The sequence below is a fragment of the Vibrio sp. OPT20 genome, assembly GCF_963889365.1.
GTDB lineage: Bacteria > Pseudomonadota > Gammaproteobacteria > Enterobacterales > Vibrionaceae > Vibrio > Vibrio splendidus.
In genome coordinates, this window is sequence record NZ_CAWPOA010000052.1 from 1 (window position 1) to 26,925 (window position 26,925).

Sequence of the window (26,925 nt, forward strand, 5' to 3'; positions counted from 1 at the left end):
AATTAATGAATCCCAATATCAATGGGGAATGTTCGAATATCAAAGGCTCACACACAACGCAGGACTAGGGAAATTATGAGGGGATCCGTCAGCGCCTTAACTTAAACCGTCACGAAACTGCGCAGGCGTCTTATTGAGCCACCCTTTAAACGCCCTTCTGAAGTTTGCAGGGTCGCTATAACCGAGCCTTTCACCGATGTCATCGATACTCATGGTTGTGCCGAGTAACAGCTCTTTGGCCAGTTCCACTCGAACTTCGGTAAGCAATACTTGATAACAGGAATCATGGGTCACTAGCTCTCGCCTGAGTGTACGAGAACTACAACCAAACTCATCCGCGAGTTGTTCAATATTCGGGAAACTGCCTGCGGTTTGATAAAAGATCGTTTTGATTTGGTTAGTCAGCAGATGCTCAGAGTCCAGCGTTTCCACTATCGACTGGCAAGACGCGAGATAGCGCTTCAGTGTCGCGGCATCATGAGTCAATAAGGTTTGTGATAAAACCGAGGCATCAAAACGCAGTTCACAATGGTTTTGCTCAAAAATCACCGGGCACTGGAAGCGGTTGTCATAAAGCTTGGTGTAATTGGGACGAGCGTAAGGCAAAGCCAAAGTATGAATATCCAACTCATGACCAGTCAGTTCTTTGAACAAAGAGACGATTGAACTCAAGAAATATTCACTGCAGAAAGGAAGGAGATCACCCACTTCCAAGGTGTTCTCAATCTGAATCACTGCTTGCTCGGAATCTAGAAACAATTTAACCGAGAAGATAGGACCGTTCAGGCGCAGATATTTGAAGCCCGACTTGATGGCCTCCCCGACATTTTGACTGGTCGATAGCGCATAACCCAACACACCAAAGTGGCTCAAGCTAGCGTGTTCCCCCAGCCAAAGCCCTAAGCCATCGTGAGGAAAGCTCTGATTCGCCACGCTAAATAACGCAAGTTTATCAGCGTAAGTCAGCTTTCCATTCGGGTCTCGCCAATCCATGTTCGGCAAACCGACATCATTGAGTAACCTTTCAATATCGATACCTCGTTGCTCTAACGTATTCAACAGCAGCGCGATATCTAGTGTACCCAACTGATGCCGATGCCCGGTTGGCTTATACTCCGCGATAATCTCCAATCGTCTCTCCTTATATCGAGCCCATTCCCATCAACATGACTACTCAGCTTCAACAACACTACTGACAAAATCGTGATTGGTAACGCGCTCTTGTCCGAATATGACCTCCCAATTCTACGCTACTCATCGCACAATGGCTTTAGTTGTTAAATTTATGTGAACTATCGCAATGATAAAAACGAACCCAGCCCCACACAGTTTGATTGATTCTAATGGTCAGCCGATCATTGGACATTTCGATGGCATCCCCAAGCACCTGAACATCGAGAGCTTTGACTACCGAAACTCGATGGATTCAAAAGCAAACTCTTGGCAGAAGCACCTCCACTACAAACAATTCCAATTTGTCAGCATTGTCACCGACACGCACATTATTGGTGTCGCTATCGCGGATATTCGCTACTTAGGCTCGGCATTTTGTTATCTGTACGATATTGAAAACAACCATCTAGAAGAGTCATCTTGGTTGAGGCCATTAGGGTTTGATAAACAAGTTACCGCTTCGCCATTTGACGGCACGACAAACATTGCAGGCCAAAGCATCACCTTTAATATTGAAGGCGGGCAATGGCAAGTTCGCTTGAATACCAAACTCATTAAGGCCGATATCGCTTTAGAGCCTAAAGCCGACAGCTTGCCCTTGGCGATGTGCAGCCCAACGGGTTATTCAGGTTGGACTTACACTCAAAAGCACAATGCTTTGCGCATCAGCGGTGAAATCCAAATCAAAGGAGAATCACTCGATCTCACTCAAGCTCGTGCCGGTTATGACTTTTCCGCGGGTTACATGAGACGTGAGACCAGTTGGCGCTGGGCAAGCATTAACACGCAATCCAATGGTACTGATATTGGCTTGAACCTCGCAGCAGGCGTGAATGAGACTGGAGGCTGCGAAAACGTGTTATGGGTCAATGGAACCAGACACTTGCTTAACCCGGTACAGTTTACGTTCAGTCGCCAAGACACGAACTTGCCTTGGCAGATAACATCACAAGATGAACGTATAAACCTGACCTTTACGCCCTTAAATAACCGCAGCGAAAAGCTCAATTTATGGCTGTTAAAGAGTAACTTTCGTCAGTTCATTGGTCACTTTTCTGGCTCGATTGAAGACAACAATGGAGTGACACATCAACTCGATGCTGTTCTTGGCCTAACAGAAGATCACTTTGCTCGCTGGTAACGTAATTCTGCTGATTGAATCTCAGGCGAGCAAATCTAAGTAAACTTGATACTAAGAACGCGTATAGCGTCTCAACAAGGATAAAACATGAATATCGACGCATTAATCAATCACCCAGAATGGCTACTGCTGGTATTAGCGCCCTTATTCGTGGTGTGCATGTTGGCTGAGTATTTTATCGGTCAGAAGCAAGGTCGATTGCCAGATAATTCCAGCTATAAACTTTCAGAAGTGATGTGTAACTTCACGCTTGCGGGAATGCATCAACTCTCCGATTTGATCACCGGGTTATTGGTCGTGCAGTTGTATCTCTTGATGTTTGGTTGGCGTTTAATGGACATCGACATGGGCGTGCTGAGTTTCATTGTGTTGATGGTGTTGCAAGACTTTTGCTATTACTGTTTCCATAGAGCAAGCCATCGTGTTCGCTGGATGTGGGCAGCACACGTCGCGCACCACAGCTCAGAACAGATGAACTTCAGTACGGCTTTCCGTCAAAGCTTAATGTACCCACTTGCTGGGATGTGGCTATTCTGGGTACCGTTGGTCATCATAGGTTTTGACCCGAAATGGGTCATCTTTGTGGTGCTTCTGAATCTAGGTTTGCAGTTCTTTGTCCATACACAATGGATACGAAGCTTGGGACCACTTGAATACATCTTTAACACCCCTTCGCATCATCGAGTACATCACGGCAAAAACCCGCAATACATCGATAAGAACTACGCCGGTGTTTTGATCATTTGGGATAAGTTGTTTGGTACGTTCGAACCTGAAATTGAAACCGTGCGTTACGGCGTCACCAAGCCCGTAAACAGTTTTAACCCGATAGTAGTCACCTTTCAAGAATGGAAGGCCATATTCAAAGATTTGAGGAACCGAGAGCTAACCATGAAGCAGAAAATCCAGTTGATACTCTCGCCTCCTTCAGACTAATCAAAGCGATCAGGTCTAATACACCTTATGAAAATCGATGAGGTTGAATGTGAGGTCGCTTACCCAGAAATCGCCGTTCAAGTCGGCACCTTGCACGTATCGCCTGTCTCCCATCTCTAAAGTCACAATATATTTGCCCGCGATGAGCCCCTCTACCATGTAAAAGCCATCGCTCTCAATCTCGCTCGAATACTCAGTACCTTTCTGGATATGTTTAAAGTGCAGATAAGCACTGTTTTCTAGATCGCCTTCCACTGTGCCATCGACGCCAAATGACACTACCATTTCGATGTGAGCATGAGTTAGCCCGACTTGCTTAGTATTTACAAACACAGGGTTTTGAATCGGCGTGAGGTTAAGGTCGAGTGCCCCTTCATCGATATAGATAGGTAGATTATCTCGAGCCGGAACACTTGAGAATTCAAATCGGCCTTTTGCATCACTGACCGCTCGTTGGTCCAAGATTTGTAGGCTTACGCCTGGTATGGGTTGTCTGTGGTGATCGTAGACAACGCCCGTCAGCTTAGAATGGTTGTATCGATTCCACTCAACAAACTCACCAATGCTTTCATCAAAGTAAGTTTTAGCACCGAATTCTGTCGTCATCTCGACACCGTATCGGTCTTCGGTTCCTTCTAGCTTAAAGAGTAAATAAGGGTTCACTCGAGCTTCTAAAGAAGCGGAAAACGAAACTTCCTGTTTCTGATAGCGAGCCGATACGTTCGTCGTGAGCTCTTGAAAAACCTCCAACGGATCTAACAGGCACTCTTTGCACGCATTTCTCAGAGACAGCTCCGTTCGTTCATGATGACCAGAGCCATCAACAGTTCCAGAAATATTCCACGACGTATCCGAAAAACCGCTTTTAGCCAAGCCAATCGTATGGAGGTAATCGTCTTGATGAGAAGCTTTGATGTATCGATAGTCACCGGCGTATGAGACAAACAGATTACGAGCCACTTTCGAGTTCAACTTGGGTTCAACGCTCAACTCATCTTCATCATCCCTTACCGTCAAAAAGGCCGTTAGATTGGCAAGCGACAGGTTGTATTTGAAAACATCGTACTCCATCGACTCTAAGTCCAATTCATCGGTTTTATTGAGCTCTATCGATGCCGACTGATCACCATTGATCAAAATATCAAACTCCATTGGAAACCGATTGAACTCTGGTAACCAACCGATATGACCCGCAAACCAATGCGCCGGTAAGTATCGTCCTTGAACACCAATCAAGTCTTTACCATTTTGCCTCATAAAGGCACTACCCACGGTGAAGTAATCGGCAAGCCCATATTCGAGCGACACAGCGCCAGCTCGGTCAGCACCTTCATTGCCTACCACTTGCACGCCCCACTCATTACTTGGCAGAAATGCATCTTCTAAACCGGCGACGGTGATCTCTTCTTCCTGCCAGACACCTTTCGATAAGTAGTAGCGAAACTTGATGGTGTCACCGGGGGAGATGTTGTCTTCTTCAACCACGAAGCGTCCAAACTCATCAGAGCGATAAGTGGTTTGATAAATGCCATTGACCAAAACATCGATACTGATGTTTGGTTGAGTGGTTCGTTCAAGTTGAAGGTTGCCGAACTCTGTCTGTCGCTTTCGGTTGGTGTAATAGAGCCCATCTTCGAGGGTTTGATTCACGGTAAAGACGCTGCCATCTAATAACACATGGCCGACTTCCAAAGAGCCTTCACCGTCATGAGCTTCTATCGCAACGTTGTAATAAACGATGGGGTTATCTTCTCGTGAATCAATCGACAAGCGAGACAAGGAGTGTTCAGTGCTTAATATGGTGTCTGAAATTGCGTAAACATCACCGCCAGTTTCACTGTCGTGATAAACCGAAGTCGCTAACCGAGTCGCCAAACCCACGGCGGCAACAGGTTCGAAAGCTGGCGTGTTTTCAGCTCGCTTAAGATCCTCGGCCTTCTTACGTGATTCATTTTTCATCTTAGAAATAGCGGCTTCCAGTTCAGTCAATGAACTGAATTCTGGAGTAACGGTGAGCCGGTAATCATCAATATCCCAACGCACTTTAGCCGGGATACAAGCTTGTAAGCTGTACCAGTGAATGTAAGTTTCTGAGTCGATGACTTGATATTTGATCGACTGGATATTGTTGTCATCGCGATAACAAATGGCTTGTTCGGTATCTAGAATGTACGGAGGAGATTCTCTTCCCACATCTTGAGGCAAATACAATTCGCAATATCCGCTTTCATCACACTGACCATTCATTTCGAGCAGATAAAAAGCAGCATTGGATATCGAAATGAAGGGTTCTTCGTAGTCATCCATCATGACACGATAAAAGCTATCCCCCACTTTCCCGACTCGAACTTCAACATGGGCTGGATAGAGTTCACTCGCCTCACTTTCTGCTTTAGATTCCGAATACGCACCAAAAGGAAACAGTGAAGCGAGCAACAAAAGTCGCCAAACCATGCAATTGAACACTGGCTTTTACAGAGTCAGCGACAATGAAACGAGCACTACAGAACACATTCGTACAGAGGCTGTTCGTTCTGAACCAGTGAGATCTTTGAGCCTTTTGGAAAAGGCTTGGTTAATTCAGCATTACGAAGTAGCACCACTTTTTCGCTATGCTCGTCTACATTCAATTTCGCAGTAAACTGAAAGTTACCATCGTTTCGAATCTTGATGCTTTGGTTGTCACACTCAAACTTAACATCTTGCACCCGCTCACCTTTCTGAACATAAACGGGTACATAACTGTTGATGTGAAAGTTCAGTTGAAAGGCTGAACCATCACTGTTGGTTTTACTTGAAGACAACGCAATGTCTGATAGCTCTGCAGCTTTTGCTATTGGGGAAAACCACAAGTAAGCACGATATTCACCATCAGCCATGTCAGCAGGTAAAGCATTCATACGTAAGCGAACCGTGCGTCTTTGATTGGGTTTAAGTTCACGAATTATTGGTGGTGACACTTTAATCCAACTAGCGATATCTTCTGATTGCGCGATATTAGCGTCAGTTCGAACTAAACCACTCGCCTTTACCGGGCGATAAATCGGTTTTATCTCCAAGCGAATCGGTTGATCTGAATTGTTTTCGACGACGATTTTTTCAGTCACCGAAGTGTCGGCATCCAGCACAAAACGAGTCGGTGCGATAAGTAACTGAGCATAGGCTTGTGTTGTGAAGATTAAGCCGAGAACACATGAGATAAACAACTTCATTTATAATTAACCTCAAAAGGAATTGTACTGGTGTAAAGGCCTGCTGGGTGGTTAGCGCCGATTTTCAACTTGGCACCAATACACAATAATTTGCTTCTTCCATTCCCTTTGATTTTGGCTCTACCACGCTTTGATAAGCCACAACCAAAATAGAACTTTCTAATACGCAGGCGTTTGGATTTACGAGAATGGTTTAGATATTGCTTGGAAGGGAGAGAAACCACGATTTTTTTACCAGGCTCACCTTCAACATAAAAACGAACCACATAAACCTGACTATTGGATGGGTTTGAATCCGCATTCTGGCCCGACCCAGAGATATACATACCCGGAAATTTCACTTCCATATTCTCAGGAATAATTTCTAGCGCATGAAAAGGGCTGGAGTAAATCATCAGACCAATATAAATCGCGTATTTGAATAGAACACTCATAGTAAAAGCGGCTGCTTTATAGCAGCCACAATATTACACTGGTTTCATTTAATTACTGGTAAGTAACATCTACTGCAACGTTAGCAGTATATGTACCAGCAACTAATGTCGCACTTGAAGTACGTGCAGTACCACCAATATTAAGAGCCGCAGTACCACCGGTAAGAGTAATAGCGTTATTAAAGTCGAATTCAGCTGCAATCGTATTTACGCCGTTAACCAAGTTAGTATCAGAAATACTTACTGTTACTGCATCACCAGATTCTCCAGAAAGAGTAAATGCCGCAGCTCCAGCATCACCTTGAGCGATAACAACGTCCGTTGTGTTGTCTGAAGTGATGATACCGAAGTCAAGATCACTTGTTTTTGTCATTGTAATTGCTTGTTTTACTTCTAGTGTTGCATCAAAAGTGTCACTCACAGCGAAAACGTTCGCTGAAGAGATAGAAAGTGCAGATACAGCAACAACCTTAAAGACTTTGTTCATTTCTTTAATCCTTTATATAAAATCGGCTTTATTATTAGGGTTACCTAATAGTCAATCAAAGTTAACAATTAAGTAACAACAATCCTATTTAGAAAATATATATATTGACACTTATTTATAAAGAAATGAGGCGCAGTGAGAATAAGATCACGCAAATTGATATAAATAACACTAACAATAATAATGGTATTGGATCATTTTCACCAATTATATATAAAACTGGTTTTACACTTAATTCCTTTATTTTTGTACGTAATTATTTCTATAAAAAGACCTTAATTAAAGTAACCCTAAAATAAAGAACAAGAATAAAGCCTTATTATATTCAGGTTAATTACTATATAGATCACCGTGTTGCAATACAGTCTCAGAAGTGAAACACACTGACAATTAAAATAAATTGTAATAAAAATGAAATATTAGAGTTTTCTTTATACCCAATTCAAACGAGGATTATAAAAAGCATTAAAAATGAGACAGACATAACGCTCCAGTAAAATTAACCCCGACAATCATAAATACCGAAAAATTAATTAAATCTAAGAGGATTGTATTGCGAAAAACACCTTGATTGGACAGATCCAAGACAGGCAAGTGAAGCAGTTTAAACATCTGCGCTACGGATTAGACATCTGCGCTGCGGTTTAGACACAAGCACAGCGGATTAGCCTCAGGTACAGGTACAGCCGATTAGCCACCAGTCAAAAAACAACGAGATGTTTCTAATCACACAGCTTTAGAGTACAAGACAAACAAACTCATTCGCGGTAAACCTGAAACCCGACTCATCGCCTTACAACAGTTAAGGTGACAAGATAGGTTAAAAAAGAGGTACACAGGCAGAATTGTGACCATAGAAAAGCCACAATTGGATTCAAAACCTTCCCCACCGACTCGATTGAATAGTAAAGCACCGTTTTCCGGCAATTTATTTGTGATCTGGGTTGCACGCGTACCGCATACTATCAGATACTGAACAAAACTAACCTTCAGCCACAGTAAACGTTCCGCGCTTGCTGTTCAGGAAATTCAATGAGTTCAGATAATCAGCCGACCTACTTCTTTTTCGATTACGAAACGTGGGGCGTTAGCCCAGCAAAAGACCGTCCGAGTCAATTTGCGGGTGTTCGTACCGACCAAGATTTCAATGTTATTGGAGAGCCTCTAGTTATCTATTGCCAACCTCCTGCTGATTACCTCCCTGCGCCTGAAGCTGCACTGATCACCCGCATCACACCACAAAAGGCGGCTTCACAAGGTCTTCCTGAACCAGAGTTTATCGCTAAGATCCATGCCGAGTTGGCGAAACCAAACACCACAAGCCTTGGCTACAACAGTATTCGATTCGATGATGAAGTAACGCGTTACACCTGTTACCGAAACTTCATCGACCCATATGCGTGGAGTTGGCAGAACGGTAACTCACGTTGGGATCTATTAGATGTAATGCGCGCTGTTCACGCACTGCGCCCTGAAGGCATTGTTTGGCCAGAGAACGAAGAAGGTTATCCAAGCTTCAAACTGGAACACCTATCTGTGGCAAACGGCATTGAACATGAGAACGCGCACGATGCGATGGCCGATGTTATTGCGACCATCGAGTTAGCGAAGAAGCTGAAAGCTGCACAACCTAAGATGTTCGATTACCTCTACAACATGCGTCATAAGCGTAAGCTGAATGACCTGGTTGATATTGTAAACATGACACCATTGATGCACGTTTCGGGCATGTTTGGCCGTGACTGCAACTACACAAGTTGGATTGTGCCTATGGCTTGGCACCCAACCAATCAAAATGCCGTTATCGTGGTTGATTTAGCCAAAGATCCAAGCCCACTGTTAGAACTGGACGCTGATGAACTCAGAGACAGACTCTACACCAAACGCAGTGAACTGGGTGAAGACGAGCTACCCGTACCCATCAAATTGGTTCAACTGAACAAGTGCCCTATTCTTGCTCCAGCTAAAACGCTGACGGCTGAAAATGCCGAAACCATCGGTATTGATCGCCAACAATGCTTGAAGAACTTGGCACTGCTGCGCGAACACCCAGAGATCCGCGAAAAACTGATCGGCCTGTACTCACAAGAGCGAGAGTACGAAACGAGTGATGATGTTGATACACACCTTTATGACGGTTTCTTCTCACCTGCTGATAAAACAGCGATGAACATCATTCGCGAAACTGACCCAAATAACTTGGCAGCTTTAGATATCACCTTCGGTGATGAACGTATTAAACCGTTACTGTTCCGTTACCGTGCTCGTCATTTCCCATGGACGCTCGACGAAGCTGAGCAATTGAAATGGGCGAACCATTGTCGTGAGTTTTATGAAAGCCGTTTAGAAGAGTACATGCTCAACCTTGAAAACCTCGCGCATGAACATGAAAGCGACGAGAAGAAAATGGCTATCTTGAAGGCGGTTTATCAATACGTAGAAAAGTTAGCTAGCTAATTCCATTATCAAGAGACGTAACACTTTGAAAGAAAGATTGATCCAACTGGTTTACTGCTTAATCTCCTTCACCTTAATCATAGGTGCACTTACAGCAGGTAACGCGTTACAGCACTTTTTGGATACCTCAATCCCAGGCAGTATTTTTGGCATGTTGATTCTGTTTGCCGCCATGGTGATTGGTATTGTTCCTTCGCACTGGGTACAACCCGGTGCAAGCTTGATTATCCGCCTAATGATCTTATTGTTTGTTCCGATCAGTGTTGGGTTGATGGATCACTTCGACATGCTCATCGCGAACGCATTGCCAATTATGGCGAGCGCCGTTGGTGGCACGTTGCTGGTGTTGGTGTCCTTATCATGGTTTTTAGACCGCTTGCTTTCGAGAGGTAACTGATCATGTGGATTCTACTCACCATCGTGGTATTCCTGTTTGCTCGCTGGGTAAGTCAAAAAGTAAACTCACCGCTGTGTAATCCCCTGCTTATCAGCATTGGTATCATCATTCCGATACTCACGTTCTTCAAAGTACCGTTTGAGACTTACTATGCCGACAACACCTGGATTACCTACATGCTGCAGCCTGCGGTTGTTGCCCTTGCTTACCCGCTTTACGAACAGTTACCTCAAATCAGAGCCAACTGGCGCATCATCACCTTTGCTTGCACGCTAGGCAGTGTGATGTCGATGACAACGACAGCATTAATCGCAGTGGCTTTTAAAGCGGACTTAACTTTGATTGCGAGTTTATTAGGTAAGTCAGTCACCACACCAATTGCGATGGAAGTATCGAGCCATTTAGGTGGTGAAGCAGCAATTGCGGCAATACTGGTATTGATTGTTGGTCTATTTGGGGCAATTTTTGCTTATCCAATCTACAATCTCATTGGTATTAAGAGCCCTATCGCGCGTGGTTTAACCATGGGCACCGTGTCTCACGCTTTAGGTACTGCGACCTGTGCTGAAAAGAATCAGGAAGATGCTGCATTCAGTTCGTTGGCATTGGTTCTTTGTGGGGTTATCACCTCAATCATTGCACCGAGTATATTTTCGCTCGTGGTTTGGTTCTATTCTTAACCACTTTGATTACAGTTTATACGGGCTCTAATAGATGAGTTGGTAAATAGCTAAACTCACTGGTTCGCGAATTTTAAGCGTTACAGATATCAATAAGCCCAAGCATAACCTGATTATTTCAGTGATAGCTTGGGCTTTTTTCTCGCAATTACTCGGCAATAGCAGTCAAATCGCGCCCTGTTTAGGCCAATAAGTGGGATATCAATGGTAGTTTTTACTCTTGCAATCGATTTCATCTGTGACCTCACTCTAATTATGCAAACCAATGTAACAACAACAACGCAGTGGTGATCAAGGTCACAGAAAATTCCTGAGCATTGCATAGAATTAAAGCCTAAGGTCAATTAAGGATTCAACATGAACAGTCGTATTACCCTGGCGCTGGAAAGTGCTCCAACAGCAATCAAAGCACTTTTGAGTGACATCGTATTAGCAGACAACTTTGACGCGACATTGTCTCCAGAACAATTTGCTAGCCTACTGCAAGCAAGTGGTTTAGCGGATGACGAGCTACGTATTGCGCTACTTCCTTTTGCCGCAGCCTATTCTTACGCTCCGCTATCTGACTTTTATGTTGGTGCAATCGTGCGTGGTTTGTCTGGCACTCTGTATTTTGGTGCAAACCTTGAAATTGCTGGTGCTCAACTTGGCCAAACAGTACACGCTGAGCAATCTGCAATCAGCCACGCTTGGATGAAAGGCGAACAAGGTATTTCTGATATCACCATCAACTTCAGCCCTTGTGGTCACTGTCGTCAATTCATGAACGAACTGACCACAGCAAAAGAACTTAAAGTTCAGCTTCCACAACGTGATGAAATGTCTCTGCAAGAGTACCTACCAGACTCATTCGGCCCTGCTGATTTAGGTGTGACGACTGGCCTAATGACTAAGCTTGATCATAAACACACGACTGAAGAAACAACGCCTATTGTTGTAGAAGCGCTAGCAGCACTAAACCGCAGCCATGCTCCTTACACCAAAAACCTAAGTGGTGTTTCAGTGCAATTGACGTCGGGTGAGATTTTCACCGGTGCTTACGCTGAAAACGCAGCGTTCAACCCGAGCTTACCTCCTCTACAAGTGGCGTTGATTCAACTTAAACTCGCTGGCTTCGATTTTGAACAGATTGAAAGTGCAGCGTTGGTTGAAATTGCCGAAGGTAGCATAAGTCACCTAGCGGATACGCAATCTACATTAGAAGCGATTAATCCCGACATTCCAGTGACTTACTTAGCAATCTAAGTACATCTAATTAACAAAATTTTAAATAAGCAGCCCTATTTAACGGGGCTGCTTTTTTTATGCCTGTAATTAACGCAACAACTTGCGCAAACGTTTGCTTTTATCATTGAAATAAGTATGATCACCCCGTTTTCAATCAATCGCTCAAAAGATCGGAAGGAATTTCTATGTTTGGTACTGCTACTCGTGAAAATGCTACTCGTGTACTTCTATTAGGTTCAGGTGAACTCGGCAAAGAAGTTGCTATCGAGTGCCAACGTTTAGGCTTGGAAGTTATTGCATGTGACCGTTACGCAGACGCACCCGCAATGCAAGTTGCACATCGTAGCCATGTATTAGACATGTTAGACGGCGATGCACTGCAAGCAGTCATTGAACTTGAAAAACCAGATTATGTGGTTCCTGAAATTGAAGCTATTGCCACCAGCAAGTTGGTAGAGCTAGAAGCGCAAGGCTTAAATGTCGTTCCCACTGCAAATGCGACTAAGCTAACGATGAACCGCGAAGGTATCCGTCGCCTAGCTGCAGAAGAGCTAAAGCTGAGCACTTCTCCTTACCGCTTTGCAGACACCTTTGAAGACTTCGCTGCCGCTGTTGAATTCGTGGGCATGCCTTGCGTTGTTAAGCCAGTAATGAGCTCTTCAGGTAAAGGTCAAAGCGTTATCAAAACAGAAGAAGACATTCAGAAGTCTTGGGACTACGCACAAGAAGGCGGTCGTACTGGTGCGGGTCGTGTGATCGTTGAAGGCTTCATCGACTTTGATTACGAGATCACGCTTCTAACCGTTCGCGCAGTCGACGGTGTGCATTTCTGTGCGCCTATCGGTCACCGCCAAGAAGATGGTGATTACCGTGAATCATGGCAGCCACAAGTCATGTCAGACAACGCACTTAAAACAGCGCAATACACAGCTGAACAAGTGGTTAATGCACTAGGTGGTCACGGTATCTTCGGCGTAGAGCTGTTTGTTAAAGGCGATCACGTTATCTTCAATGAAGTATCCCCTCGCCCACACGATACTGGCTTAGTGACTCTTATGTCTCAAGACTCATCGGAATTCGCACTGCACGTACGCGCCTTTACTGGTATGCCGATCAAATCCATCACGCAATACGGTCCGTGTGCATCAGCGGTTATTCTGGGCCAAGGCACTTCAACCAACATTCGTTTTGAAGGTCTTACAGAGGCGCTAGACGCACCACAGACGCAAGTTCGCTTGTTTGGTAAACCTGATATCGATGGTCGCCGTCGTCTAGGTGTGGCGCTTACTCGTCGCAACAGCACTGAGACTGCGATTGAAGATGCAATTGAGAGTGCTTCTAAAGTAAAAGTAATTTACTAACCAGCTATTCAAATTCTGAACAATCACGACTTCAAATCTGAACAACAAAAAGACGGGCTATCGAGCCCGTCTTTTTGTTGGTGTTATCTTTTTTATTGAAGCGGTCTTTTCGCTAGAGAGCTCACTGCGCTTAAGCGTCTGACTCAATCAAGTACACTTCTTCACTAAATCGAGACAAGCCTTTTTTGGCAATCTTCGGATGTTCATCGTCTGCAATATCTTGATTCAACAATGTGATTTTGTATCCCGCGAACAACTGCTCAATCTCTAGTTTAGGTACGCTAAACGGAGGCCCTGCCATCTCGTTTTGGTCGTAATCTAGAGTCACCAGAAGGATCTTACCACCCGGTTTCAGCAGTTGTTTCAAACGCTCTACATACTGCACTCGCATCTCTTCAGGCAATGCGACTAAAGACGCGCGATCATAAATGGTATCGACAGGCTGGATTGGCGCTGAGAAGTAGTCGCCCGTGTAGATGTTCAGTTCATCGAATTGATACAGCTCGTGCTGACCACTGATTTGAGTCACAGTCGGGGTGTAAAGGTGCTCTGCAAAAAATGCGCGAACCGCAATCTGGCTGAGTTCGACACATTGCACATCACTATGCTTTGTCGCCAACCAAATCAAATCTTCACTCTTACCACAAAGTGGAACAAACACGCTCTTCTCGTAGCTAGGCTCAGTCTTTTCCCAAAATTTAATCAGAAGTGGGTTTACATCTTCAAGGTGGAAACCAATTTGGTTGGCTGCCCATTTATTGTGCCAAAATTCAGGATTATTCATCTTTCGTTCATGTTAAACAGTCATAATGCAAGGGTACAGTATAGAGAGGTAAGAGCAACCTTAGCTTGGTTTAAAGTACCACATTGGTTTCGATGAAATCAGAAACTGGCTAAGTTCAAAGTTCTAATAATTGCGGAACTAACGGTTGGATTATTTGTCTATATCTTCACATTTTAAAGCAATATTAAACGTTAGAGTTGGTTTCTGTCTTAGCTAGCCCCATTTAATATGTAGTGAGTTTAGTTAAGCTGTTTTTACTCTTATGCGTTACTGGTTACCCCTTTTGACTACCCGTTTTTGTAACCTTGTATTTTGGAGTTTGAATGAGTGTATTTCTCCGTACGACGGCCCTAATGCTATTGGTATTGAGCCGAGCGCCTGCATTCGCAGCAGCACCTGTTTCAACAAGTTCGACTGATCAAACGCGCACTCCTGCGCAAAACCAAGTTTCATCAAACGTATTCCGTCATAGTTTGAGCGGCCTTTACGGCATCAAAGCCTTCGACTCACGCCCGACTCAGCCTTACACCGACTTCGATATTCTGTACAGCAAAGCACATCAAGGCCAAGCTGAACTAGAAACTATCTGTAAAAGTACTGCCCTACTCACCAATTCTGAAGCGCTATTTGCTGGCGTTAAATCTCAAGCTCGTGCAGAAGAAAAAATCGCCCTTGAGCTTGATGGTGATGTGACAAAAATTACCGACTTAGCCCGTGCAACTATCATCGCGAATGATGTCGAGAGCTTGGTTGAAGTTTACGAAGCGCTAAGCCGTGAAGCAGACGTTGTTAAGCTGAAAAACAAGTTTAAATCACCAGCTGACTCTGGCTACCGTGACCTTAACTTGTTGGTTCGTTTGCCAAAGACCAACATCATTGCAGAGGTTCAACTTCACTTAAAAGCGATTGCTGATGTGAAAAGTGGCCCTGAGCACGAGCTTTACGAAATCATCCAAGGCATTGAGCGTCACGCAATTGCAGAACAACGCCCTATCAATGACATTGAAGCAGCACAAATTAACAGCCTAAGACGCCAATCTTTAGAGCTTTATCAACAAGCATGGCAACCATACATTACCACGCACATCAAAGCGGCTTAACCACTGGCATAAACGCTTATCACAAACAAGAACGACAAAGGGCTGCATAATCGCAGCCCTTTGTTTTATTTACTTTTTCACCTATCGCTATCAACTATTTTACCTATCAAATTTCGTAAAAACCAACTTAACCAACGTCCCAGAAAGTCCCACCTATTGGTGATAATACTCTTTAGTGCGATTGTATAAATCCAATGGCTTCAACGTGCTATAAAACGCCGCCGCATCTTGTAAGTCTTCATCCGAAAGGTGTTTCACCACCGACTGCATGTACAAATCTTGGCGCTCATCGCTTTTAAAATTGCGCAGCTGCTTAAGAATATACCCAGCCTTCTGACCTTTGATGTTTGGATAAGATTGTACGAAGGGAATGATCTTGTCACCATGGCACTGACTACATAAGTTCTGAACCAACTTTTCACCTGAAACTAAACTAGGTATGTAATCTTTGGTGGTTACCTTGCTATCGACAAGCGTTTCAACCTCGATTTTAGCTTCCGCTTTAAGCTTCGGTGCTGGTTCCGACTCTATCCCTAATGATTCGACTCGCGAGGCAACTTTATCTTCAGTGCTCGGCTGTTCATCAGTACACGCCGATAACGACAAAACTACTGCTGCAGCGGCTATCGCAATAGCTTTATTTGCAACAATTCCATTTACAATCGCTCTATTAACTACAGCTCCATTCGCAACAATTCCATTTACAAGAGAGTTCCGTTTTAATCGATTGATGATCATTGGCTCTCTCCCGGCATAGGTGGCATCAAGGCGCTATCAATAGGCTTACGACGATACTTGTTCATATCGATGCCTTTGTCTTGATAGTAGGTACTGAGGTAATCCAATACCGGATCCCAAGTATCAGACAGATCCCACAGCCCTTGAGTGTCGACCATCCATTGAATGGTTTCACGCCATTGCTCTCGGTTACCGCTGTTCTGAGCAACGATTAAGCTGGTATGGCAGGCGTTACATTGCCCTTTCACGGTCTCCCAACCGGGTGCCATAATTAGACCCGACGTTTTGTCTACGCCGTAATACTCTTTCGGATTCTCTGGAATGTCTTCAGCATGAACAAGCATCGACGTTAATAAGCTACACACCAATGCCGCTCTCATTACGCCTTTACGGTAACTGCGCTTGCTGGCAAGAGCTGAGTCTGCACGAAATGACTGGTCATCAATCAAATTGGTAAGTTTCGAACGGCCATAATTAGGCTTATTGGAAATAGACAGCATCACGACACTCTTACAGCAATACGGTGACAACCATTGAACAGATAACCTTTAGGGTTCCATTGCGGTTGTACGACTGGCTGGCTATCGCCTTCACTGTCGGTCGCCTTTGCCCAGATCTCGTAATAACCAATCGTAGGAAGGTCTAAATCAGCTTCCCACTGTTGCCACGCACCCTTATTTACTGGCTTGTTCAGCTTCGCATCATGCCAAGTAGTACCGTAATCGTAACTCACTTGCAGCTTCTCAACGGTTCTCAAGCCAGCCCAAGCATGACCACTGACTTTGACCTTCTTACCTAACGCAAACTCAGTGCCACTCTTTGGCGAAGTAATCAGCGATTTAACAATCATCTCTTCAATGATTCGGAAATCTTTGTTATCCACTTTCTCACCCGGAGCGATTGGGTTCTTAGGCACTTGATAAGCAGGAGCCGCCATCTTGTGCCCATCATGAATCTTATTTCGAATACTGATGCCGGTCGTGCATTTCTGAGAAACAGAAGCCGGTCGACCGCCGAATACCGTTCGTAACGGGTAACCATGGAGATAAGGAATTGGCTCGCCATTCATTTCCCACGCGATTAACGCGTTATCGTTCATCGCAGCTGCAATGGGAACGCCACGTGAAATCGCCTCACCTTTACCACTCAAGTGCTTATCAAAGCCATGGTTACCGACGTAAACCGCATCATCTTTAATGCCACAGTCTTTAAGTACATCGCTCAACAACACACCTGTCCACTGTGAACAATAGACGCCAGCATTGCTCCATTGATTGCCTTTGGTGCTTGGATAAAAGTTATTACGGCTGTTACCACCACACTCCAACACAAGGCTTTGCGTGTGATGCTTAAACTTAGATTTGAGCTCAGCTATCGTGTAGGTTTTGCTCTGTTTTACCGATTCACCTTTCACTTCGAAGGTCCAAGTATCTGGGTCCATCTCCGTAAAATCTGGCATCAAGCCATTCCAACGAACAAAGGGAACATCTGCAGGAGTCACAGCAGGCGCAAGCATACTTTCTGGCGGATACGCATTCAAAGGGTTGGTATTTAAAACGGTGTAGTAATCCGGTAGATCTTCTGCTTTTGCCCACGTTAATGCATTGATGTCCAGTGCAGCTAAACCTTCAGGTCGATTCGCGGCAAATACCCACGACACCGGCAATGCAGATACTGCGGTTGCTGAAAGCGCGGCTTTAAGGAACTGTCTTCTATCTAAACTCATTGCGGTGACCCTGTGTTATTCAGTTGGTAAAAGTAATTGGCTAACTTCTTGATATCTTCTTCTGACAATAGTTGCGCGACTTTAGACATCGTTTTGTCCTCACGCTTGCCACTTTTAAAATCAGTCAGTTGCTCAGTAAGGTAGACTTGGTTTTGCCACTTAAGGTTAGGGATAGAGGGAAACGAGGTGTCGTTGTTACTGCCATGACAAGCAATGCACATATTGGCGAGTTGCTGGTACTCCGCTGCCGAAGCGACAGTCGATAAAAAGAGTAACATCAAAGCTAAAACGGACTTACGCAAAGCTTCTCCTTAGATTTAGAACAACAAAATAGATTAACTGGCTGTTTATTGAGCGCATTACAGCAAATCACTCGGGTGATTTAAATTCAATTAGATTTAACCTCTGTTCAATTTCACTGAACGGATTTCAAAAACAAATAGGGCGCGTTGAATACATACTGCCTAGCTGTCCATTTTAAATGTACGGGTAATAAATAAAGACGGGCGTCGATGTATGGAGACAAGATAAGGTGCTGGGAACAAAGTTGTATGACTGAGCTGAAGTGGTAGGTATTGATCGACTGTGGAGAGTCACTAGAACAAAAGAGCTCTGCTTGACGGGCGTAAACAGAGCTCATGCGATGGTAATTGGTAATTGGTAATTGGTAATTGGTAATTGGTAATTGGTAATTGGTAATTGGTAATTGGTAATTGGTAAAGTATAGATATAGATATACAGACTTACTGGAACCGCTTAGCAAACACATAGCGCTTCTAGTAAAAACAGCCCCTACTTCGATACTGCTCCGCCAAGGGTTTTGCTTAATCGAAAGTTAATGATCTTGTGAGATATTGCGTTATCGCCGTAATGCAGTTCCGACATATCGACAATGTCGTTATAGAGCACAATAACCTTGCCCTCTTGCTCGATAACAAGAACCTTTTGACCAAAAGCATCTAAACCAATACTAGGAAAATCAGTCATTGCGGTCGCGCCAGGCGCTGGCCCTCCAAACACCAACAAAGTTGCTTTAGGAAGCGATTCTCCAATCGATTCGGCCCGAGCTTTGTAGTCCCAATTCATAAACCAAACCGTGTCATCTTGTTCAAGAACATCTCGCTTAATGTTCTTTAACGTCGTCTCAAAGTCATAATCAGATTCAAGCGCTTCAATGCCATACCCTTGCTCTAAGGAGGCACTATTAACTGCAGAAGCATTATCTAGCCCACGAACAAGCTGTTCAACCTGCAGTTGGTATTGTGTAAGCGTGGCGTCATCTGTGATCCCATGTCTTTTTCGAATAAACTCTGCGTCTGTGTAGACCGTTTCTTGAATCCCGCCTTCCATGTAGTTTAAAACTCGAAAAGGCAGATCGAGTCCTACTTCCGGGTTGAGTTTTAGTAATGCGGTATTAAGAGCGTCATTGGTATAGAAATCCACACGACTTGGAGCCAAATACTCTCCTGCTTGTTCCGCTAAACGAGAATGATCGATAGTCAGCACATGATCCAAATTTTGCCCTTGGGCATTAGCTTCGACGGTCAAAGCATTCTGATCGACGGCTTGTAGCTCAGAGACATAAGCAATGGGATCAACTGTTGACTCACATCCCATCAAAGGTAACGCCAGCAACATCATTAAAGAACGATTTTTCATTGATAACCTCTTAATTTTTAATCACATACCCAACAAAGCTATGCCTATAGCTATACAGTATCAGTATCAGTATCAGTATCAGTATCAGTATCAGTATCAGTATCAGTATCAGTATCAGTAGAGTGAACGCAGGCTCACGCTAAGAAACGAGCTGATTCATCGCAACCGAGTTCAACCTTTCAACCTGATTGGAATGAGGCATCATCGATATCGTCAAAATGCTTTGAGCAATAACAGACGACTCAATCGGGACATATTTACTTAGATTGCCGATCATTAGCGGCTTAACAATTTTCAATAAACCTTGCAGAAATTTTTCATCCGTTCTTTTCTCATCACGGTCGCCCGCTAAAGGCCCTGGATGTAAAAAAGTCGTTTGTTCAAAACCCAGAGATTCGACCTTTGCTTCCATTTCACCTTTGCAACGAAGGTAATGGGAACGAGCGTTAATATCCGCTCCAAGGCATGACACAACAATGATGTGACCTACGCCAAGCTGCTGCATTTTCTCAGCGGTCGCTGTGACTAAATTGACATCAATTTCGCGCAGTTTTTCTTTCGTGCCAGCTTTCTTAATCGTGCTACCCAAAGCAATGATGCCAATCTCAGGCATTTGATCCATTGTGATGTCTGGAGAGACTGACAGCGTTTCATCAATCACTTGAGTCAACTTAGAACCTTCAACAGCCAATCGATGTCGAGACAATGCATAAACGCGATTTACCTCATCACTTTTAAGCAGTGCAGCAAGCGTTTCTTTACCGACTAGGCCACTCGCACCAGCAATAATTATTGATTTGTTCATATTGGTTTCACCATTTAGTCGATTAACACTTACTGTGTACTATTTAATTTCTTCAAGCATTGCGTTAGGTATGATGCTTTCGATGGCAATGTACTGCTCAACATCGAGTAACAAGAAACAGCCATAAGCCAAACCACTCCAACCTAAGATCGACAACGTCAGCATGGCGAACGTCTTTCTCCAACCTTGATTAAGCCGCTTCGAAACAAAGGTGTAGCTTGGAATTCCCACCAGAACAGGAGCTAAAACAGCCATCGTGAGTTGACCGTATTTATTCCATCGCTTCATAAAGCGTCTCAGCTTGGGCTTAAAAGCAACGGTTTTGTGTCGATTAAAAATGCTCGAATAAACTGGCGCGACCTTCCACCCAACATAAGCTGCCAGTAATGCGGGAAGTAGATTAAACAATAGCATTTCAGGGTATGAATATGACATGAGCGCTGCCAGAGCAGGCCCTGAATACGTTTTCCAAAGACTCAATAGCGCCATTGAAAATCCAATGAATAGATAACTTTCCAATGCTAGTGTCATAGATGCGATTCTCTCTTTGAACTGCCTGTTTGAAAGGCTCTGTGCAGAAATGCGCTGATTTTCAGTCACCCTTTCACTCTGTACTGATGACACAATAAACAAAACAAACCGATCGGTCTAGTGTTTTTTTGAATCTGTTTACATTGAGCTCCTAGTACAAGCATAAGAAGCAAACTAGACAATTGGGTGAACTTTAAAAGTATATGGTGCAGATTAAGTTATGACAGAAGCAGAAATACATCAGTCTTAAGCAGTGGGATTGAGAGAACCAACCGTGAAATCAACGAATCTTAAGAGATGGGCATAATGATGGTGAATGGTGAATCTAGGATTGGGTTTGGAATTTGGAAGCTTAAAGCCGTTAGAGATTGAATGGGTGTTTTCCTTGGGATAGATACAAAAAGACCACGCTAGGCGTGGTCTATTGCTTGGCTACTTCTCGATTTTAATATTCTCGACTCGGGCCTTTAGTTTTTGTCCCGGTCTAAAAGTAACAACACGTCGAGCAGAAATTGGAATGTCTTCACCAGTTTTCGGGTTACGACCAGGTCGCTCGTTTTTCTCACGAAGATCAAAGTTACCAAAACCAGACAGTTTTACCTGTTCGCCATTTTCAAGTGCCTTACGAACTTCTTCGAAAAACACTTCAACCGTTTCCTTGGCATCCCGCTTGCTGTATCCGAGTGTTTCAAACAGGTTCTCAGCCAAATCGGCTTTAGTGAGTGCCATAAAACTTTCCTCAAAGCTATGTTATACATTGCTACCATCGCCAGTAGCGCCAAAGCATTTACCCTATTCAATCAATGAGATAAGGTCGTTTACAAGGAAAGTGTATGCCAAGCTTCTGATTTTCGCCAACTTTTTTATCTCAACTATTTAATTATTCTTTCAAATCAGAAAGATAAGTCGCTTGTAAAGTCACATATATGGCTAAAAAACATCTACTTAACCATCATCAAATAGAACAACATACCTGTTAGTTGACTATAAATAGAATTTAATACTTTAGAGACCTAAATGATAATTTTTGAGACTTTTCTCCGATACCCAATAAAATCAGCCACTTGATTTGATATCGAACTCAACAGAGGTTATTAAATAAGCGTTATCAAATATGAGATTTGTATCATTTCAGCATTTAATTCGAATTAGCCTGGATAAAACCTTACTGAGTTACGCTTCCCACGGAGTTACTTGTTTAGAAGTTAACATAATAAAGCTCACCTCTGCATAAACAACCTAGCCGATACAGCTAGTATTGAACATGGCTGGTCGATGCTCCATCTACGTACCAGTTTGCCCCAGAAACAAAACTCGCAGCAGGACTAGAAATAAAGGTCACCACGTTGGCAACTTCATCAGGGTTTGCTAATCGACCCATTGGATTTCTTTCGAGGACTTTCTGGAAGGTCTCAGGCTCTTCACGCTTACACCTACCCCAAAGGCCGTCAGCAATATAAGTATCTCCAGGTGAAACGGTATTAACCCTTACCTTACGGACGTAGGTCAAAGCCAGAGATTTCATGTAATGGGCTAGTGCGGCCTTCCCTGCCCCGTAAGCATTAGCGTGACAGGCGGTATATCCGCTCGCTTTCGATCCAATATAGGTTATTGCTGCGTAATCCGATTCAAGCAATTTGGGTAAAACCAACGTAATGGCATGCTGCGTTGCACTAATGTCCTTTTGCAGTACATCTTCCCACTCATCAGAAAGTGCACTCACGTTAGGAACAAAAACATCTATGCGAGGAATAGACGCAATCCAAGCTTTCATTTGAGCCGGATCATGGGCGTCAACGACTTTGCCAACAACTCGCTCCGCCGTGTTTCCGAGCAGCTCATACAACCTGTCGATTCGATGTTGAGAACGACCACAAAACCAAATGTTCGCTCCTTCGTTGGCAAACCCTTCCACTATTTTCGCCCCAATTCCGCTCGAGCCCCCTGTAACAACAACATTGATATTATCTAATCCCAAATCCATCGTAATCTCTCAAAGTAGTATTAACCGTCTAAATTAGTATCCTTAATAGCCCCTTACTATTCAAAACAAATAACAAAAGTGACACTATGTGATACCTTGAGAATATAAATAGGTAACAGGATAAAGTGATGGATACGCTCAACCGAGAAATTTGTAGCGCTATAAAACGGCATTTAAAAAAGACAGGCATCTCTTATAAAGAGGTTTCAGAGTTCACTGAAATGTCTGAAGTGAGTATCAAACGGCTTCTTAATGGCCACCAATCGCTTTCCATTCTAAAGTTACAAAAGATATGCGAATTAATTCAACGCCCTCTATCCGCAATTCTCTCTGAGGCAGAAGAATCATTAGCCTCAACCTCACTATTTACTGATGAACAAGATGCGGCCTTTTGTGAAGAGCCTGCGTTGTTTACTATTTTTCAAGAGATCGTTAATGAAGGGACAAATGCTCAACAATTAATGGCTCGTTTTGACTTAAACAAACCTTCACTGCATATCTATCTAAGAAAGCTTGAACAGCTAAAACTGATTGCGATGTTATTCGACTTAAAGTTCCATGTCATTGTGCCTTCAAATACGGCTTTCTCTGAACACGCTCGATTTAGCTCGACGTTCAAGAATCAAGTCATCGATGCACTGAAACAAGCGGTGCAATATATTAGTGCTGACAACAAACAAGCGTACTTTATTACGACCAAATTTAGGCTGACCGAAGAAGAATTTAAAGACTACAACCTTAAACTTGAAAAATTGATGTTAAAGACCGTAAAACTCAGTCAATCACGCAGTCGAATGACCGAAGGGTTAAACGACTATGCCATTGTCGATATGGGCGCGAAGGGTATTTTCCACCCAACACTCAAAAAGCCAGTAAACTTGGTTTAGGAACAGCTCAACACGCTTATTATCCCGCAGTAATCCCTTCCCTATTACTGCTTGGTGAGCCTCCCCACCGCGTACCTAACCCAGAATATATCGAACACCCTGAGTAGTACCCCTAAACAACGACAAAGCAAAAAGTTTGTTTTCCGTAACTAGTTTGTTTTCAGTAATCAGTTGTTATGTTATAACGTATCTATATCATCGTTAATTTTGTGGATTGAATGAGAGACATCGAAGCGATCATCGAGCACGTAAAACAAGGCTGTAAAACAAACGGAAAACAGTTTACCGCTAAGAGACTGTTGATACTGCGTGCACTGGTTCATGCCGACAGAGCGCTGTCTGCGTATGAACTCGTTGAATATTGTAAGGAACACTTTGATCAACACGTTCAAGCGATGTCGGTTTACCGGGTATTAGAATTTCTCGAAGAGCAGCACTTAGCGCACAAACTAAAAGTCTCCAATAAGTACATACTTTGCGACCATATCCTTTGCGATCATGAACACGGTATCCCGCAATTTTTGATTTGCTCTAAGTGCGACAAAATCAGCGAGCAAACCATCGCCCCTTCCATTATTCGCGATCTTCAATCTCACGCAAAGCAAGAAGGCTTCACCGTAATAAGCCCGCAGTTAGAGATAAGCTGCGTATGCGATGAATGCGTCGATACATAAATGCCCAGCGCCATCAATGCTGGTATGCCCAGCGGCATTACAAAAAACAAAAGAGCTCAATATGTTAAGAAGAAACCCTAGCGGCCATATGCCAAACGTGTCCGAAACCGCCTTCATTGATCCGACCGCCATCATCTGCGGTAAAGTCATCATTGAAGATAACGTATTTATCGGCCCCTACGCCGTCATTCGTGCCGACGAGGTTAACGAACAAGGTGACATGGAAGCGATTGTGATTAAGCGCGACACCAATATTCAAGATGGTGTGGTTATTCACTCTAAAGCAGGAGCAGCGGTTACCATCGGAGAACGCTCTTCTATCGCTCACCGCTCCATCATTCATGGTCCTTGTGAAGTCTGTGACGATGTCTTTATTGGCTTCAACTCGGTGGTATTTAATGCTCTGATTGGTAAAGGTTGCGTGATTCGTCACAACTGTGTGGTAGATGGGCTCGATTTACCGGAAAGCTTCCATGTGCCACCAATGACCAATATAGGCTCAGGGTTTGATTTAAATAGCATCTCAAAAGTGCCACCCGAATACTCTGCATTTTCAGAGTCTGTGGTTTCAGCCAACCACACCCTAGTTCAAGGCTATAGGAGAATTGCCAATGAGCTCTGATAAGTCACCTATGTTAGGCATTCCAACCAACATTATTACCGGGTTCCTTGGAGTAGGAAAAACCTCTGCGATTCTCAACTTAATGAAGAACAAGCCAGTAAATGAACGCTGGGCTGTGTTAGTGAATGAATTTGGAGAAATCGGCGTTGATGGCTGCTTGATTCAAGGTAACCAGACCACACAACAAGTGTTCATTCGTGAAGTACCCGGTGGTTGCATGTGTTGTGCGGCAGGTTTACCGATGCAAATTGCACTCAATCAACTGCTTACCGAAGCCAAACCAGATCGCTTGTTGATCGAACCAACAGGGCTTGGACACCCTAAAGAAGTGCTGCAAGTTTTGTCTTCTGAGCACTACCGTAAAGTCCTGTCACTACAGAAAAACGTCACCTTAGTCGATGCGCGTAAGCTCTCTGATTTTCGCTACTCAAATCACGATACCTTCAATCAGCAAATCTCTATTGCCGATACGGTGGTTGGTAACAAGGTCGACTTATATCAAGATGGCGACGCCGAAGCACTGGCTGAATACGTTACCGAGATTTGTCACCCGAATACCAAGTTGGTCTTCGCTCATCATGGAAAAATCCCTTTTGAAGAGTTCGAAGGAGACACTAGTTTCTTCAGTCAACAAGCGCACCATCACCACCACATCCATAAACAAGAAAAGCCGCTCGCTTCAGAATTACCGATGCCAGAAAGCGGCATGATCAAAGCGACCAACCAAGGTGAAGGTTTTGAAAGCGTTGGTTGGCGATTCTCAGCAGAGAAATTGTTTGACCACCAGCGTTTGAGACACTTTTTAGTTGGATTAAAAGCAGAGCGAATGAAAGCGATATTCATTACCCCAAGTGGTATCTTCGGCTACAACTTAACAGAAGATGGTTTGACGGAATCAGAGCTCGATGAGTGTGCCGAAACCAGAATTGAAGTGATCGGGTACCAAATAGATGAAGACCTAGAGTGCCAATTGCTCAAATGTATGGTGACTTGATCGCTTAGTTAATTGAGAGCAAGTGAATAGAGTGCTGTTAATTGATGCTTTAAGTAACTTCACTTCTTCGACATAGAGTAAGACCTCGCAAGTGCGAGGCCTTATTTTTATTCAAAGCATTTGAACTCTATCCGTTTCATTGAATGCTGCCCGCTTATCAATCACTTTTGTTCTGCGAGTTTCGTTGTAGCTTGAGTATTAGAAGCCTTAGCAGGCTTCACAATCAAACCGATACCGATTAGAAACAGTACAGATGCAACAACTTGAGCGACTGACAATACTTCGTCATACATAAAGTAACCACTTATCAACGCGAATATTGGCACTAGCAAGGTTAACGGCGCTGTGGTGCTTAACGGGTATTGGATTAATAACTTATTCCACACCCAATAACCAAATAGCGTGGTTGGATAAGCCTGAAACAGCACTGCAATCGTCGTGTTCCAATCCCATTGTTCAATACCCTGCCAGATAATTTGGTCACCGTGTAACATCACGGCAAACAACACCAATGGCACCGGAGCAAACAGCATCCCCCACACATTAAATGCAAAAGCCTGAGTGGTTTTAGATGCCTTAACAATCACGCCCATCAAGGTCCAGCTGCATGCCGCGATCATAATCAAGATAACACCATTGAGTGTCACGTTGCCCGTTGCTGCGGAAACCAACACCGCTAACGCACACATCGCTAGCATCGCACCCATTAATTTACGAACGGAAGCACTCTCCTTGAACACCCACACGCCAACCGCCATGCCAATTAATACGTTGGTTGAAAGCAAGACTGATGAAAGCCCCGAAGACAAACCCGCAGTAATCGACCATGAAGCCATACCCCAAATTCCCACACCGAACACAAAGCCATAACTGACTAAGTAGCGCCAAGCGACATTAGGTCTCGCCACAAAAAATA

Annotated in this window: 28 protein-coding genes; 12 read left to right on the forward strand and 16 right to left on the reverse strand. The window is 43.9% G+C overall.

All coding sequences use genetic code 11. From position 1 onward, the window contains the following. Positions 1-96: 96 nt before the first annotated feature. A complete protein-coding gene (locus tag AACR09_RS10020; protein ID WP_193834883.1) occupies positions 97-1,131 on the reverse strand; it encodes an AraC family transcriptional regulator in 1,035 nt (344 codons plus the stop codon). 169 nt (positions 1,132-1,300) lie between these two features. Here AACR09_RS10020 and AACR09_RS10025 point away from each other — a divergent pair, with 169 nt between their 5' ends. Together AACR09_RS10025 and AACR09_RS10030 are read left to right on the forward strand one after the other, a co-directional pair. Further along, positions 1,301-2,314, forward strand: a complete 1,014-nt coding sequence (locus AACR09_RS10025) for a DUF2804 domain-containing protein (protein WP_193834884.1) — start codon at positions 1,301-1,303, stop codon at positions 2,312-2,314. Between the two features lie 87 nt (positions 2,315-2,401). After that, positions 2,402-3,250, forward strand: a complete 849-nt coding sequence (locus AACR09_RS10030; protein WP_193834885.1) for a sterol desaturase family protein — start codon at positions 2,402-2,404, stop codon at positions 3,248-3,250. A 15-nt stretch (positions 3,251-3,265) separates the two neighbouring features. Here the strand turns inward: AACR09_RS10030 and AACR09_RS10035 are convergent, their stop codons facing one another. From AACR09_RS10035 to AACR09_RS10050, 4 genes are read right to left on the reverse strand one after another with little or no spacing between them, the layout of a single operon-like run. Continuing rightward, a complete protein-coding gene (locus AACR09_RS10035) occupies positions 3,266-5,704 on the reverse strand; it encodes a carboxypeptidase-like regulatory domain-containing protein (RefSeq protein WP_193834886.1) in 2,439 nt (812 codons plus the stop codon). Between the two features lie 47 nt (positions 5,705-5,751). Beyond that, positions 5,752-6,462, reverse strand: a complete 711-nt coding sequence (locus tag AACR09_RS10040; RefSeq protein ID WP_017083454.1) for a fimbrial biogenesis chaperone — start codon at positions 6,460-6,462, stop codon at positions 5,752-5,754. Further along, on the reverse strand, positions 6,459-6,896 hold the full coding sequence (locus tag AACR09_RS10045; protein WP_193834887.1) for a DUF4402 domain-containing protein: 438 nt from the start codon (positions 6,894-6,896) through the stop codon (positions 6,459-6,461). The genes AACR09_RS10040 and AACR09_RS10045 overlap by 4 nt, the downstream gene beginning before the upstream one ends. A gap of 52 nt (positions 6,897-6,948) precedes the next feature. Further along, positions 6,949-7,383 (reverse strand): DUF4402 domain-containing protein, encoded by a 435-nt coding sequence (locus AACR09_RS10050; protein WP_004734871.1) that lies wholly within the window; start codon positions 7,381-7,383, stop codon positions 6,949-6,951. A gap of 1,032 nt (positions 7,384-8,415) precedes the next feature. On the opposite strand from AACR09_RS10050, the gene sbcB reads away from it, so the two are divergent. The 5 genes from sbcB to purT all read left to right on the forward strand — a co-directional run bounded on the left by sbcB (position 8,416) and on the right by purT (position 13,505). Continuing rightward, positions 8,416-9,840 (forward strand): exodeoxyribonuclease I, encoded by a 1,425-nt coding sequence (gene sbcB, locus AACR09_RS10055; RefSeq protein WP_193834888.1) that lies wholly within the window; start codon positions 8,416-8,418, stop codon positions 9,838-9,840. Positions 9,841-9,865: 25 nt separating this feature from the next. Beyond that, positions 9,866-10,237 (forward strand): CidA/LrgA family protein, encoded by a 372-nt coding sequence (locus AACR09_RS10060; protein ID WP_004734867.1) that lies wholly within the window; start codon positions 9,866-9,868, stop codon positions 10,235-10,237. Positions 10,238-10,239: 2 nt separating this feature from the next. Beyond that, positions 10,240-10,917 (forward strand): LrgB family protein, encoded by a 678-nt coding sequence (locus AACR09_RS10065; RefSeq protein ID WP_004734865.1) that lies wholly within the window; start codon positions 10,240-10,242, stop codon positions 10,915-10,917. A 357-nt stretch (positions 10,918-11,274) separates the two neighbouring features. Beyond that, entirely contained in the window at positions 11,275-12,162 is an 888-nt protein-coding gene (gene cdd, locus AACR09_RS10070) for a cytidine deaminase (RefSeq protein ID WP_193834889.1), read from the forward strand. A 167-nt stretch (positions 12,163-12,329) separates the two neighbouring features. Beyond that, positions 12,330-13,505 carry a formate-dependent phosphoribosylglycinamide formyltransferase gene (gene purT / locus AACR09_RS10075; protein WP_017077980.1) on the forward strand — a complete coding sequence of 392 codons (1,176 nt, stop codon included), beginning with the start codon at positions 12,330-12,332 and terminating at the stop codon, positions 13,503-13,505. Positions 13,506-13,635: 130 nt separating this feature from the next. Here the strand turns inward: purT and AACR09_RS10080 are convergent, their stop codons facing one another. Beyond that, positions 13,636-14,289, reverse strand: coding sequence for a thiopurine S-methyltransferase (locus tag AACR09_RS10080; RefSeq protein WP_193834890.1), 654 nt, complete (start codon positions 14,287-14,289; stop codon positions 13,636-13,638). Between the two features lie 323 nt (positions 14,290-14,612). Here AACR09_RS10080 and AACR09_RS10085 point away from each other — a divergent pair, with 323 nt between their 5' ends. Further along, positions 14,613-15,389 (forward strand): RelA/SpoT domain-containing protein, encoded by a 777-nt coding sequence (locus AACR09_RS10085; protein ID WP_017077978.1) that lies wholly within the window; start codon positions 14,613-14,615, stop codon positions 15,387-15,389. 153 nt (positions 15,390-15,542) lie between these two features. On the opposite strand, the gene AACR09_RS10090 is transcribed toward AACR09_RS10085, so the two are convergent. From AACR09_RS10090 to AACR09_RS10130, 9 genes are all read right to left on the reverse strand, one after another. Next, complete coding sequence (locus AACR09_RS10090; protein ID WP_193834891.1) at positions 15,543-16,127, reverse strand: c-type cytochrome; 585 nt, start codon at positions 16,125-16,127, stop codon at positions 15,543-15,545. Continuing rightward, positions 16,124-16,627 (reverse strand): cytochrome C, encoded by a 504-nt coding sequence (locus AACR09_RS10095; protein ID WP_193834892.1) that lies wholly within the window; start codon positions 16,625-16,627, stop codon positions 16,124-16,126. Before AACR09_RS10095 ends, AACR09_RS10090 begins: the two co-directional genes overlap by 4 nt. Continuing rightward, entirely contained in the window at positions 16,627-17,853 is a 1,227-nt protein-coding gene (locus AACR09_RS10100) for a molybdopterin-dependent oxidoreductase (RefSeq protein WP_102441750.1), read from the reverse strand. Before AACR09_RS10100 ends, AACR09_RS10095 begins: the two co-directional genes overlap by 1 nt. Continuing rightward, entirely contained in the window at positions 17,850-18,155 is a 306-nt protein-coding gene (locus AACR09_RS10105) for a c-type cytochrome (protein WP_193834893.1), read from the reverse strand. The genes AACR09_RS10100 and AACR09_RS10105 overlap by 4 nt, the downstream gene beginning before the upstream one ends. 490 nt (positions 18,156-18,645) lie before the next feature. Continuing rightward, on the reverse strand, positions 18,646-19,512 hold the full coding sequence (locus AACR09_RS10110) for a DUF302 domain-containing protein (protein WP_193834894.1): 867 nt from the start codon (positions 19,510-19,512) through the stop codon (positions 18,646-18,648). A 139-nt stretch (positions 19,513-19,651) separates the two neighbouring features. Then, positions 19,652-20,317, reverse strand: coding sequence for an NAD(P)H-binding protein (locus AACR09_RS10115; RefSeq protein ID WP_102441748.1), 666 nt, complete (start codon positions 20,315-20,317; stop codon positions 19,652-19,654). Positions 20,318-20,356: 39 nt separating this feature from the next. Further along, positions 20,357-20,848 (reverse strand): hypothetical protein, encoded by a 492-nt coding sequence (locus AACR09_RS10120; RefSeq protein WP_004734854.1) that lies wholly within the window; start codon positions 20,846-20,848, stop codon positions 20,357-20,359. A gap of 432 nt (positions 20,849-21,280) precedes the next feature. Further along, on the reverse strand, positions 21,281-21,577 hold the full coding sequence (ihfA, locus tag AACR09_RS10125) for an integration host factor subunit alpha (protein ID WP_004734853.1): 297 nt from the start codon (positions 21,575-21,577) through the stop codon (positions 21,281-21,283). Between the two features lie 523 nt (positions 21,578-22,100). Further along, complete coding sequence (locus AACR09_RS10130; RefSeq protein ID WP_102511333.1) at positions 22,101-22,832, reverse strand: SDR family NAD(P)-dependent oxidoreductase; 732 nt, start codon at positions 22,830-22,832, stop codon at positions 22,101-22,103. 128 nt (positions 22,833-22,960) lie between these two features. Here AACR09_RS10130 and AACR09_RS10135 point away from each other — a divergent pair, with 128 nt between their 5' ends. The 4 genes from AACR09_RS10135 (at position 22,961) to AACR09_RS10150 (ending at position 26,009) form a co-directional block, all read left to right on the forward strand. Beyond that, entirely contained in the window at positions 22,961-23,719 is a 759-nt protein-coding gene (locus tag AACR09_RS10135) for a helix-turn-helix domain-containing protein (protein WP_102462520.1), read from the forward strand. Between the two features lie 218 nt (positions 23,720-23,937). After that, positions 23,938-24,393, forward strand: a complete 456-nt coding sequence (locus AACR09_RS10140; protein ID WP_017080634.1) for a Fur family transcriptional regulator — start codon at positions 23,938-23,940, stop codon at positions 24,391-24,393. Between the two features lie 61 nt (positions 24,394-24,454). Continuing rightward, on the forward strand, positions 24,455-25,015 hold the full coding sequence (locus tag AACR09_RS10145) for a carbonate dehydratase (protein ID WP_108161500.1): 561 nt from the start codon (positions 24,455-24,457) through the stop codon (positions 25,013-25,015). Beyond that, positions 25,005-26,009, forward strand: a complete 1,005-nt coding sequence (locus AACR09_RS10150) for a CobW family GTP-binding protein (RefSeq protein WP_193834895.1) — start codon at positions 25,005-25,007, stop codon at positions 26,007-26,009. Before AACR09_RS10145 ends, AACR09_RS10150 begins: the two co-directional genes overlap by 11 nt. Before the next feature lie 161 nt (positions 26,010-26,170). Here the strand turns inward: AACR09_RS10150 and AACR09_RS10155 are convergent. After that, positions 26,171-26,925 (reverse strand): EamA family transporter (locus AACR09_RS10155; protein ID WP_228010490.1); only part of this gene is annotated, 755 nt, incomplete at its 5' end.